11 protein-coding genes are annotated in these 11511 nt (G+C 55.7%); 8 read left to right on the forward strand and 3 right to left on the reverse strand.

Features of this window, described 5'->3' with window-relative positions; genetic code table 11:
• Positions 1-10: 10 nt before the first annotated feature.
• Positions 11-742 (reverse strand): phosphoadenylyl-sulfate reductase, encoded by a 732-nt coding sequence (locus tag LPB19_RS11010; RefSeq protein WP_206642950.1) that lies wholly within the window; start codon positions 740-742, stop codon positions 11-13.
• Between the two features lie 235 nt (positions 743-977).
• On the opposite strand from LPB19_RS11010, the gene thrH reads away from it, so the two are divergent.
• Positions 978-1592 carry a bifunctional phosphoserine phosphatase/homoserine phosphotransferase ThrH gene (gene thrH / locus LPB19_RS11015; RefSeq protein ID WP_206642951.1) on the forward strand — a complete coding sequence of 205 codons (615 nt, stop codon included), beginning with the start codon at positions 978-980 and terminating at the stop codon, positions 1590-1592.
• A 66-nt stretch (positions 1593-1658) separates the two neighbouring features.
• Here the strand turns inward: thrH and pabB are convergent, their stop codons facing one another.
• Positions 1659-2798 carry an aminodeoxychorismate synthase component I gene (gene pabB / locus LPB19_RS11020; RefSeq protein ID WP_323127886.1) on the reverse strand — a complete coding sequence of 380 codons (1140 nt, stop codon included), beginning with the start codon at positions 2796-2798 and terminating at the stop codon, positions 1659-1661.
• A gap of 441 nt (positions 2799-3239) precedes the next feature.
• Between pabB and LPB19_RS11025 the strand changes: the two genes are divergently transcribed.
• The 3 genes from LPB19_RS11025 to LPB19_RS11035 all read left to right on the forward strand — a co-directional run bounded on the left by LPB19_RS11025 (position 3240) and on the right by LPB19_RS11035 (position 5993).
• Positions 3240-3797, forward strand: a complete 558-nt coding sequence (locus LPB19_RS11025) for a hypothetical protein (protein ID WP_206642953.1) — start codon at positions 3240-3242, stop codon at positions 3795-3797.
• 190 nt (positions 3798-3987) lie between these two features.
• Positions 3988-5007 carry a DUF6160 family protein gene (locus LPB19_RS11030; protein WP_206642954.1) on the forward strand — a complete coding sequence of 340 codons (1020 nt, stop codon included), beginning with the start codon at positions 3988-3990 and terminating at the stop codon, positions 5005-5007.
• Positions 5008-5099: 92 nt separating this feature from the next.
• Positions 5100-5993, forward strand: coding sequence for a DUF6160 family protein (locus tag LPB19_RS11035; RefSeq protein ID WP_206642955.1), 894 nt, complete (start codon positions 5100-5102; stop codon positions 5991-5993).
• A 55-nt stretch (positions 5994-6048) separates the two neighbouring features.
• Here LPB19_RS11035 and LPB19_RS11040 read toward each other — a convergent pair whose 3' ends face one another.
• The gene (locus tag LPB19_RS11040) at positions 6049-6672 is read right to left on the reverse strand and encodes a hypothetical protein (RefSeq protein WP_206642956.1); all 624 of its coding nucleotides are present in this window, start codon (positions 6670-6672) and stop codon (positions 6049-6051) included.
• A 307-nt stretch (positions 6673-6979) separates the two neighbouring features.
• Here LPB19_RS11040 and LPB19_RS11045 point away from each other — a divergent pair, with 307 nt between their 5' ends.
• The 4 genes from LPB19_RS11045 (at position 6980) to LPB19_RS11060 (ending at position 11502) form a co-directional block, all read left to right on the forward strand.
• Complete coding sequence (locus LPB19_RS11045; RefSeq protein WP_206642957.1) at positions 6980-7942, forward strand: DUF58 domain-containing protein; 963 nt, start codon at positions 6980-6982, stop codon at positions 7940-7942.
• Between the two features lie 38 nt (positions 7943-7980).
• Positions 7981-10008, forward strand: coding sequence for a transglutaminase TgpA family protein (locus tag LPB19_RS11050; protein WP_206645780.1), 2028 nt, complete (start codon positions 7981-7983; stop codon positions 10006-10008).
• The gene (locus LPB19_RS11055; RefSeq protein ID WP_206642958.1) at positions 10005-11036 is read left to right on the forward strand and encodes a DNA polymerase III subunit delta'; all 1032 of its coding nucleotides are present in this window, start codon (positions 10005-10007) and stop codon (positions 11034-11036) included. Before LPB19_RS11050 ends, LPB19_RS11055 begins: the two co-directional genes overlap by 4 nt.
• Before the next feature lie 115 nt (positions 11037-11151).
• Positions 11152-11502: a PilZ domain-containing protein gene (locus LPB19_RS11060; protein WP_206642959.1), complete on the forward strand. Its 351-nt coding sequence runs from the start codon at positions 11152-11154 to the stop codon at positions 11500-11502.
• The last annotated feature ends 9 nt before the right edge of the window (positions 11503-11511 follow it).

The raw sequence follows: 11511 nt of genomic DNA on the forward strand, positions 1-11511 counted from the left end.
CCGCCACCGATCAGTGGGATTGGCTGCTGGCAATCAGGTTGTCTGCGTGCAGGCCGCATTCTTTCTTGGTCGCCTCTTCCCACCACCAACGGCCTTCACGCTCATGCTGACCTGGAAGAACCGGCCGAGTGCAGGGCTGGCAGCCAATACTGACGAATCCTTTTTCGTGCAATGTGTTGTAGGGAACCTCGGAAATCCGGATGTAATCCCAAACCTCCTGAGAGCTCCAGTTCGCCAGCGGATTGAACTTCACCAAGGTATGTTCCGGCGTGGAAAATGCCGTGTCGAGTTGTACCAAGGGTACATCGTTTCGCGTGCCGGGGCTCTGGTCTTTGCGCTGGCCTGTAATCCAGGCATCGACGGTGGCCAATTTCTTTCTCAGCGGGTTAACTTTCCGGATGCCGCAGCATTCCGAATGCCCGTCCTCATAAAAGCTAAACAGCCCCTTTCGCCCAACCAGTTGCTGGACTTCCTCTGAGTCCGGAAAGAGCACTTCGATGTCCAGATCGTAGTGCTTCCGCACCCGTTCCAGAAAATCATAGGTTTCGGGATGCATGCGGCCGGTGTCGATGGTGAAAACTTTCAGGTTATCCGTCAGCTTACGGGCCATCTCAATCAGCACCACATCCTCGGCGCCGCTGAAAGAGACCGCAATGTTGTCATAACGTTGAAACGCGGCTTTAAGGATAGATCTTGGGCTCTGGTCCTGAAGTTCGGCTTCAAGCTGTTTGATCTCGGTCATCTCTTCACCCATGGCTGATCAGATAGTTAGCCGTAGAGGCTATCATTTATTTGAACATAGCTGGAAGGAATGACAATCTATATCGTTATGTATTTTGTGGAATAACAGAGCGCTGTGACAATTCGCGGGCGTGCTCGGAAACTATGCAGGCGCTGAAGGAATTGCATATCATACGGCCCCGTGCCGACGGGAGCCTCATGCTCCATCTTTTTAAATCAGACATCAGGAGAAAATCGTGGAACTCGCATGCCTTGACCTTGAGGGAGTACTGATTCCAGAAATCTGGATTGCGTTTGCAGAGAAAACCGGAATCGAAGAGCTCAAGGCCACCACCCGGGATATTCCCGATTATGATGTTTTGATGCGCCAACGCCTGAGAATCCTGGATGAACACGGTTACGGACTTCCAGAGATTCAGGAAGTGATCGGTGAGCTGGACCCGTTACCGGGTGCCCGCGAGTTTCTGGATTGGCTGCGTGAACGGTTTCAGGTGGTGATCCTGTCCGACACCTTTTATGAATTTGCCATGCCCCTGATGGCCAAGCTTGGTCACCCTGCGTTGCTGTGCCACAAACTCGAAGTGGCAGACAACGGCCAGATCACGAACTATCTGTTGCGCCAGCGTGACCCGAAGCGTCAGTCAGTGCGCGCTTTCCAGTTGTTGAACTACCGGGTGATTGCAACCGGGGATTCCTACAACGACACCACCATGCTGGGCCAGGCGGAAGCGGGTATCCTTTTCCATGCGCCGCAGAATGTGATTGAAGAGTTTCCGCAGTATCCGGCCGTGCACACCTATGATGATTTGCGCGCCGAATTCCTGAAAGCCAGCGTTGTTCACGGTAGCTGAGCGTCGTTCAGAGGCAGTGAGGGGGCAGGGCCCCTTCACTGAGCAATGCCGGGTCTGATCGGCCTTTTATAAACTCTCCAGGAAATCCATGAGTGGTTTAACTTTGGTCAGGGTTTCCTGATACTCGCTTTCCGGGTCTGAATCCGCAACGATGCCGCCACCGCCCCAGCATCGAACAGTACCGTTTTCTTCACAAAGCAGGGTCCGGATGGCGATATTGCTGTCCAGTCGACCGTTCAGCCCCCAGTAAAACACCGACCCGCAATAAGGGCCACGCCAGTGGGGTTCCAGTTCGTTGATGATTTCCATGGAGCGGATCTTCGGTGCCCCGGTGATTGAACCACCCGGGAAGGCATCCATCAGGGCTTTGATCGGGGAAACGCCATCCCGAAGTTCAGCGTGAATGTGGCTGACCAGGTGGTGGACATTCTGATAGGACTCCAGAGAGAACAAATTTTCTACTGCTACGCTGCCGGTTTCTGCGTTGACGCTGAGGTCATTTCGCAGGAGATCGACAATCATCAGGTTCTCTGCCCGATCTTTTTCAGAGCACTGAAGTTCTTGTGCAAGTGCAACGTCCTCTTCAGGGGTGCGTCCTCTTGGGCGCGTTCCCTTGATCGGACTGGTAAACATCCTTCGGCCTTCAATTCCAATGAAGCGTTCTGGAGAGATAGACAGGATTGACGCCCCCTCGTGGCGAATAAATGCACTGAAGGGTGTCGGGTGCTCGGAGGTAAGGGCCTTGAAGGCCAGCCATGGGTCGCCCTCGTAGTGTCCCTGAAATTCCTGGGACAGATTTGCCTGATAGACATCGCCAGCTTGGATGAATTGCTTAATGGTTCTGACGCTTGCGAGCAAAGCATCTTTTGATTGGGTTGGCGAAAACTTCCCGCTCATTTTCCATGGCTGTGCTGGAATTGGTGCAGGGTTCGCGCGCCAATTAGCTAGAGTGGTTCGAGTTGCTTGTGAACACCGCGGGTGAATCCACAAAAAAAATCGGCCAGTTCGTCGGCAGTGACTTGCCATCCACAAATAGAAGCCGGCAGCCAATGAAGGCAGCGGAATGGGTACGCATACTCTGTGAAACCGCGCTTCGGTTTGAAAGCCCAGCTCATAACACAAAAAACCCATCCACCCCCCTGCAAGGAAAGGTGAGGCGCCATCGGCACAGTTGGCGAACCGGTGTTGTTCTATCTGTGCCTCCATCTCAGTGGCGACTAGGTCACTTCTGAACGTCAGGTTTTTCTCTGACTGGATGTTCAGGTATCGAGAGGCAAGTGCACTGAAGCCTGATAGATTGCCCCGATTGCCACCGCCTCCGACACTCCCGATATGAACGAAATCAGGCTGAAGGGATGCGTGCCCCAGAAGTTGCTCGTATTCAGATTGTCTTAATTCCGTGAGGCTAGGAGACACATTGGTTCCCGTGAGTCGAAATGAAAGGGAAGTAAAGCTGCTTATTTTATGGTTTTTGGGAATCCCTTGAAACGGGTATGCACGTCAGGAGACAGGTCCTCGGTCAATTCTAGGTGTTCAGGTGCGAAATAGTGCACTGAATTGGCCCTCGCAAGATGAAAGCATATACGGGCCTCTTTTAAGAGGAGATCTCGTTACTCGCACAACAATAATATCGGCAGGATTTAGATCATGAAGAAAAACAAGATTCCCTTGGTACTGGCGACCACTCTGGTTTTTTCTTGCGTAGGCAGTTTCGTTTCCGCGGAGGAGAGTGCGCCGAAACAGAAAGTTGTAACCGGAGAGCAACTAGCGACAGAAATTAGGCACAATGTTCAGTTTCTGAGCGGGAAATCTTTGATGAAGGCGAAAGCGTTGCTGGAAGCCTATGGTGACTTCGCTCCTTTTGGGGCAGGCTTGATGCCTGATGGTTCAGTTAAATATGTTTGGGCAATCAAGCCGGGAGAGAGCACGGAAGGAATCAACCCCGTGTTGGTTCTGAATGCTGTACGTACTGCCTTGAGAACTCAGGCCGATAGTGGGCGGATCCTGGGCTCGGCGGTGATCTACCGGTTTGCGCCCGACTCAGAGCAGCAGGCCAATCAAATCAATATTGAGCTGGAATATCTCACCGGTTTTGCGCGAGTACTGGGTACTCATTACCAACTGACTGAAGATGGCTACGAATACACAGAGGGTGCATTCACTGCTTATGAACCGCGTGTCTTTCTCTCCGGCGAAGAGGGTTAATCAAAGAAATGGAAGCTCCCACCCGCGCGCGAAATAAGTCACAAACTGAACTCGAATGTTAAAGAGTGTAACGGAATGTGCGGTTCTTGTGCGTCACCTCTCAAAAAGCTTTCTGAGACTCTGCAACACTGCAATGGCAGCAATGGAAATGCGCTGTAAAAAAACAACAGTGAATGTCTAGGAGAACAAGATGAAAGGCCTGAAGAAACTTACTCTGGCAACAGCGATTGCCGCAGCACCGTTCGCCGCCAACGCCGAACTCAAGGCACTGGACGATACCTCCATGGGTAACGTCACTGGTCAGGCTGGTGTAACCATCGAACTGTCAGCGAAGGTAGATATCGGCGAAGTCGCCTATCAGGATGAAGGCTTTTTGGCCATCTCCGACGTGAGCATTGGTGCCGGTGACTGGGCTACTGATGCAACCACCGGAGAGTACACAGGCGGCGTCATGGACCAAAGCGGTATTTCTGACATCAAGCTGTACATTGATGTGGTTGGTGCCGGCCTGGCCGGTGACACGGGTGCGGGAGGTATCGGCAGCGAATATCTTGGCGCTGCTGCTGCGGATCCGGCCAACGGAGTAGCTTGGTCTGATACTAAGCTTACTGCAGGCGATTACGCGAATTACCTTGCGACTGCCGATATCGAAAACGGTGATCTGGTGATCGGCCTGCGTTCTGTTTCGGGTCTGCCGGTCAGCTATGGTCTGGGCATCGGCAAAGTGTCTTTGGCTCAGAGCGGAGAAGCCGATGATCTTGGTAAGCTGAATGAAGTTGCAGGCGACACCAGCACTACTCTGATCTCTGATCTGCGAATCAAGGGTGAGCTTGGTCCCATTGATGTCGTTATTCAAGAAAACTCCAATGAGATGAACATCAGCGCGTTCTTCAATGCCGAAGGCGGGCTGAAGGCTGACTTCGTTGGCACTTACTTGGATTTCGAACTTCATAACCGTCGTGGTGATGACACCAACAGACTGCAGATCGCTGCTGCTGGAGTGGATACCAGCTTTGCTTACGCGCAGGTTGATATTGGGCTAGGAACCAATGCTGCCGGTGAAGAGGCTCTGGCGTTTGATGTAAACAACTTTTCCGGTGACTTGGATCTGAAAAACATTCGTATGGGTGCATCGGATGCCGCCTCAATTGGCGACCTCTATATGACCGATATGAATATCAGCGCTTCAATGATCGTTTACGGTCACTAATAGGCTGACTTTCATAGTGTTATGACTGAGAGCGCTCCGGGGTATCCTGGGGCGTTTTCTTATTTTGGTTCAGGCATAACCGGTGCAGATTTATGGCTACAAGCAAAAAGCAGATCGTGCTGGTGCTCTTCTCTCTCGCTGCTCCCCTAGCGTATAGCGACCTGGCTCCAGTGACTGACAACGAATTGGCGGATGTCACCGGGCAAAGCGGGCTGACGGTATCCTATTCGGGCCATGCCACACTTGGGCAGCTGAAATTCGAGAAGCTTGGCTCCATCCAAGTTGATGGCATTACCATGGGTGGTGCTGGTGTGACAGCCTCGGGCGCAGCCGCTGGGTTTGGTACTTATTTCGACGACGCTTTGGTGATGGTGGATATCGCCTCCGACGGAACCCTGGACGTACGCTGGGAGCCGGAATCGGGTTCTTTCATTGATTGGGGCTTCAGAGCCGACAGTGTTTCACTGACTTCCAGTACTTCCATGCAAACGGAAATGCTTTCGGGCGTTGAGGCCTGGGGTTACTTGCGCCGTTCTTATCGGCGTATTGAGCCGGAGCTGGGTTCCAATGGGTTATCGCAGGGCTCGAATGTTTACACGGCTTACACGGTTGAAGACCTTTCTGCAGACGCGTTGCCGGGGACTGTTGGCCTGAAGGGGGCGTACGTTAAGGGTACGGAATCGCAAGGTTTGCAACTGGGTTCCGCGACCCTGACCAGCGAGTTTTCCCGGTGGGCGACCGGCGGCGCTGCGGGCTTCGACTCGCCCCTAAGCGACATCGAGAGCGGTTTTGCGGCAATGGAGTATAGCTACCGTCCGGTGGCCGCTACTGATTCTCCGACCGGTGCCGAGACCGTGGAGATCCAAATCCATGGGTTTGCTGCTGATATTGGCGTGGCCGGCATGTCAGTAGGGCAGACTGACCTCGGAGCCATGGTTCTGGACAATGTTCAGGTCCACGATACGGTTTTGACGTTCCACCCCTGATTCCCTCAACGGCTTTTATCAGCGCGCTGACCCGATAGGGCCAGCCCGTGAGCCATCAATCCGGTACCTGAATAGAAAGGTCGAAACCGCCACCCGGCCGGGGGGTCAGGTTGACAGGGCCTTCGTTGATCCCTCTCGGGATCTGTATGTTGTCGATACCGGGCGGTGAGCCGATGGAAAAGTTCAGTGCCTGCCCGTCAAAGCTCAGTCCCAGTTGGTCGTTAAGGTAGGTCTGCTCGAACGGCCCCTCAGGAATAACAAGCTGCTCGCCAAAAATGATCGGTGGAATGTTCGGGGAAAAGTCCACCACGCCGGGCTGGGCTTTCGCCAATTCCTGCTGTGGAAGCAGGATGGCCCTGCGAACAAACTCTTCTTCTGCACGCTCCAGAGCATCTGATTTTCCTTCATCGGCAAGGCGCTGCAGCTCCTGTCGGTAAGCTTCTTCTTCGGCTTCGCTGAGCTCTGGCTCGCCTGGTGCTATGGTCAAGGCGCGAATGATGCGGCGCCGATCAGCCTCTGATTTTTTCGGCCTGTCCTGTGGCACGATAATCACCGCTGAATCCTTCACATAGGTTTCAATCATTTCATCGGAGGTCAGAGTTCGGACACCGGCGCTTGCCGGAAGGCAGATGCTGGCCCCGACGACAGACGCGGCAATCAGCTGAGAGTGCTTGTTCATGGCGTGGCCCTTGAAATGAAGTAATGCCCGGCGCTGCACAGAATGCTGAGGCAGCCAGCGCCAGTAACAAGTATTCGGCGAACGACACCGCTTTTCAAGGTTGGTGCCCGGAGTTTGTGACCGGCATCGTTTTCGCCGCGGGCGGGCGCCATCCCGGAGCTGCATTTGCTATGGTTTCGTTATACGTACTCCGATACAGTTTCAGGAAATTCAGCAACCGGCTTATTCAGTCGCAGTGGGGATGATGGTCCATTTCTTTACAGACCGATGGCAACGTTGGATCAACCGCAGGATTCCCCGGTCGGATGTGCAACATTTCGATCAGAAGAACATTTTCATTCTCCCGACCAGGGCCGGCTTTGTCTTTGGCATCCTGCTGTTGGTCATGCTGATCACCGGAATCAATTATCAGAACAGCCTCATTTATCTGATGACCTTTGTTCTGGGTACGGTATTCATCGGGGCGATGCACCAGACGCACCGAAACCTTTCCGGGCTCGCACTTTCACTGTCGGCAGCGGGCGAGGCGTTCGCCGGCGAGGAAATAAAATTCCGCTTCCGTGCCACCGCGAATGGAGCCGATGTCGTGGCCATCTGGCTTTCCTGGCGCGGTCACAAGGTGGAACCTGTGCATGTCCAGGCAGGACAGGCGCGGGACGTTACCCTCCTGATACCAACGACTTATCGAGGTTATTTCCGGCCTGAAAGAATTCGGGTGGAAACCCGCTTTCCTTTTGGGTTGCTCAGAGCCTGGTCCTGGATCCGGCCGTCTACATCCGGCGTTATTTATCCGGCACCGCTGGCTGCGCCTGAAATAACCGGTGCCGCTCCGGACGAAAACGATGACGCGAGCGCCAGCCCCATCGACGACACCGATCATGCGGAGTTACGACCCTGGCGAGAGGGCGATCTGAGCCAGAGAGTGATGTGGAAACGCTATGTCAGGAATGGCCAGATGGTCGTCGCTGACTGGCAGGGTGAGGGTGGCAGCCCTGATTGGCTGGATTTTGACAGTTTCCAGGGCATCGATCCGGAAGTTCGATTGAAATATCTGGCCTGGATGGTGCGGCAGCGTGCCAAGACTGATCAGCCGTTCGGTCTGCGTCTTCCCGGCCAGACCATCGATCCGGACGAGGGGACCGCGCACGCGCAAAGGTGCTTGCGCGCTCTCGCTGTGTGGGGGATGAAGGCGCCGGATGCAGCAAATGGTGAGCTTTCCGATTACTCCGCACAGACCCACGTCATCAACCGTGCGGAGGCCCGTTCGTGACATTGATTGCGGGCACCAGTGGCCGGCAGTGGGCCGGTGTGCAGAATCAACCCTTGCCCTCCAATGCCTTACTTTGGCTCATCGCCAGTTTCCTTATCTTGGTAGTGCCACAACTTGATCGGCTGCCGCTTTGGTTGGCGGTATCCTGTGCCGCGCTTGCAGGTTGGCGCTGGCTCGCGCAGACCGGTAGGGTCAGGTTGCCGGGACGAGTGGCGAGGATGGCTGTGATTTTTTCACTGGTGGCGGCCTACATAGCCACCATCAAAGGCCAGTTCTCGGTTGATACCGCGGCCTCCTTTTTCGTGCTGGCGGTGGGCCTTAAATGGCTGGAATGCCGATCGAACAGGGATTATTACGTCCTGTTCTTTATTCTGGTGTATCTCGGTGGGGTCAACTTCCTGTTTCGTCAGGAGATATATTGGGCGCTGTTAAATTTTGCGGCGCTCGGGGGCTTGCTGGTTGGTTTGCAGCTGCTGAATGCGCCTGACTTGCCCCATGGCATCGCCTCTGGCTGGCGACGCCTCGGTGGGCTGATGTTCAAAACACTGCCGATTGTTGTGCTGTTGTTTATCTTTTTTCCGCGAATGGCGCCGTTATGGAGCGTTCCGCTGGTCTCCAGCGAGGCCCGGACGGGGATTTCCGAATCCATGAGCCCTGGCGATATCTCCAATCTGGCCCAGAGTGATGAGCGTGCATTCCGTGTCACCTTTGGTGGGGAGGCGCCCCCGCATCGCGATCGTTACTGGCGTGGTTTGATCCTCGATTATCTGGATGGCGAAACCTGGCGCCAGGCCGCCGGCGAAGGATATCGTCGGCCGGGGCGGGTTGCGAATGATGGCGGTGTCGGTGAGCTTGAGCCTGATGAATATGAAGTCCTGCTCGAACCCACCGACCAGCACTGGGCATTTGCGTTGGAGGGCTCTGAAGCTGCATCCCGAAACGTGGTTGAGGAATCGGAAGATCTGTTCCGGTTCCAGAGGCCGGCAGACACGGCGGTCCGTTACCGACTGGCTTTCGAGGGCGGCTCGCGAGATTCAGTTCCCGAGCTGGCCATGGATCAGCGTCGCCGTTACCTGCAATTGCCTGAGACCGGGAACCCGAGGGCCCGGCAGTTGGGTGAGTCTCTGAGGTCGCGAATGAGTGATGCGGAGATGGTCGACGCGCTGTTGAGTCGTTTTCGTAACCAGCCTTACTACTACACGCTCAGGCCGCCTCGTATGGCTGAAGATGGCATCGACACGCTGTTGTTTGATGCTCGCCGGGGCTTTTGCGCCCACTATGCCGGTGCGACCACATTCGTTCTGCGCGCAGCAGGCGTGCCCGCCCGAGTTGTTGTCGGGTATCAGGGCGGGGAATCCGGAGCGAATAACGAATACCTGATTGTGCGTCAGTACGACGCGCACGCATGGGTGGAGGTCTGGATTGAGGGGCAGGGCTGGACACGAGTTGACCCCACTGCAGTCATTGCGCCCTCGCGTATTGAATCCGGGCTTCGTGAGGCGGTCGCAGAGGAAGGTTCGTTTTTAGAAGAGCGCTGGGCGTCTCCGCAGCGTTACAGTGATATTCAGGTTGTCCGGTGGCTAAGCCATCAGCTGGACCGGGTGAATTACACCTGGCAGCGTTGGGTCGTTGGCTACCAGGGAGAGAGCCAGATGGACCTGCTTTCCCGCTTGCCGGGCGGTCTTGGTTTGAAGGAGCTGGGCTATATTTCTGCTGGCATCGCAGGCTTGGGTTTATTGATGGCTGCCCTGGTTTCAGCCTTGAAGGTAAGGCGGGGGGAGCGAAAGGACGGCTTTGATCGGGCCGTCGTTGCCTGGCACCGCCTGAGCGCGGCCGCCGGTGTCCCGGCGCGCACCGGTGAAACGCCGAGCGAACTGGCCGCAAGGCTGGGTGAAGCCGTTCCCGGAGCCTCGCAATCTGCCCGGCTCTTTGCCCAGGGAGTTAACAGTCATTACTATAAGGCCGGCGCAGGCGATGGCAGTTCTGATCTGGCCCGTATGCGGCGCCTGCTGGCAATTATGAAGAAGCAGCTGCGACATTCCCGCTCGAACAGGAAAGATTCGTGACCGATATTGCACTGGAAATGCCCTGGCTTGCCAAAGCCTGGAAGACCGTTCAAACCGGATTGCGGGATGACCGGTTGCCCCACGCCCTGATCATTGCGGGCGAGCGGGGAGTAGGTAAGCGAGCCTGGGCCGACGCTGTTGCGCAGCTGCTGCTGTGCGACCAGCCGATAACCGACGCTGAGGGCGGGCCTGTGGCATGCAGCGTGTGCAAGCAATGCGCCTTGCTCGGGGCATCGAGTCATCCGGATGTTCGGGCCTACTCGCCGGAAAAGTCGAAGGTGATCAAGGTCGATCAGGTGCGGGCGTTGACTGGGTTTGCCGTGGCGTCACCCCAGGTGGCTCGTCGCAAGATCGCTATTGTCGATCGCGCGGATCAGTTGAATATCAACGCCGCCAACGCGTTGCTGAAAACGCTGGAAGAACCGTTGCCGGATGTGACGCTGTTGCTGCTGCAGGAAAGCGGTCGCCCGGTGTTGCCGACCATTCGCTCCCGCTGTCAGGTTCTCAATATTCCCGCCCCGGGACTCGAGCAGGCGCAGGCCTGGCTTGAGGCCAAAACTGCGGAAATGGATGAGGCGGAGCGGCCTTCTCCCGAAACCCTGAAGAAGGCCCTCATGCTTGCCGGGAATGCGCCCAGGCTTGGTCTCGAATACGCCACCGGCGAGTTCATTCAGCTCCGGGATGAGGCGTTTGAGCAATTCCGGCAGTTCATGAAAGGACAGGCCCCGGTAACCCAGGCGGCCCGCGCCTTCAAAGCGCTGGGGTTGGAGGGTGCCCTGGCTCTGTTTGAAGGCTGGGCGGCCGATCTTGCCAGGCTGGTCGCTGGTGGGGCAGCCAAGGATACCGAAGCGGCAGAGATGCTCGGATATTTGGCCAGAACCAATCCCGGCTGGCGGGCCCATCAACTTCAGGACAAGGTGAACGAGGCGCGCCAGGCGGCCGTATACAATGCAAACCCTGAGCTTGAAGCGGCGCAGTTGCTTATAGAGTGGAAAAAGCTGATGCCGAAGCGGCGGCGCGCGAGTTGAGTGGGCGAAGCGCCCGCGCGTTGCACCTTTGGTGCGAACAACTGGTATGATTCCCGAATGATTAGGGCCTTGCGCCCGAAACAACAACTAAATTGATAAGAGAAAGGTGTCAGTTATGGGGCCCGGATTTGGCGCACGCAGTGGCATACTTACCCTGACCATCAAAGACAAGGCAGTGCTTTACGCGGCCTATATGCCATATATCCGTCAGGGTGGCCTGTTTATCCCGACCCAGAAACAGTATCAGTTAGGTGACGAGGTCTTCCTGCTGCTGAATCTTATGGATGAGCCAGAGAAAATTCCCGTGGCCGGTAAGGTAATCTGGATTACGCCGAAAGGCGCTCAGGGAAACCGGGCTGCGGGCATTGGTGTCCAGTTTACCGGCGATGACGAATCCGCCCGGACCAAAATCGAGTCTTACCTTGCCGGCTCGCTGAGCTCAGACCGGCCGACCCATACCATGTAACCCACGGGT

Origin of the sequence: Marinobacter salinisoli (assembly GCF_017301335.1) — a bacterium.
Taxonomy (GTDB): domain Bacteria; phylum Pseudomonadota; class Gammaproteobacteria; order Pseudomonadales; family Oleiphilaceae; genus Marinobacter; species Marinobacter salinisoli.

Bases quoted from the DNA above. Each gene is read 5' to 3' on its own strand.
- LPB19_RS11060 (WP_206642959.1), top strand. From the start codon at position 11,152: ATGGGGCCCGGATTTGGCGCACGCAGTGGCATACTTACCCTGACCATC.
- LPB19_RS11030 (WP_206642954.1), top strand. From the start codon at position 3,988: ATGAAAGGCCTGAAGAAACTTACTCTGGCAACAGCGATTGCCGCAGCA.
- LPB19_RS11025 (WP_206642953.1), top strand. From the start codon at position 3,240: ATGAAGAAAAACAAGATTCCCTTGGTACTGGCGACCACTCTGGTTTTT.
- LPB19_RS11035 (WP_206642955.1), top strand. From the start codon at position 5,100: ATGGCTACAAGCAAAAAGCAGATCGTGCTGGTGCTCTTCTCTCTCGCT.
- pabB (WP_323127886.1), bottom strand. From the start codon at position 2,798: ATGGAGGCACAGATAGAACAACACCGGTTCGCCAACTGTGCCGATGGC.
- LPB19_RS11010 (WP_206642950.1), bottom strand. From the start codon at position 742: ATGACCGAGATCAAACAGCTTGAAGCCGAACTTCAGGACCAGAGCCCA.
- LPB19_RS11040 (WP_206642956.1), bottom strand. From the start codon at position 6,672: ATGAACAAGCACTCTCAGCTGATTGCCGCGTCTGTCGTCGGGGCCAGC.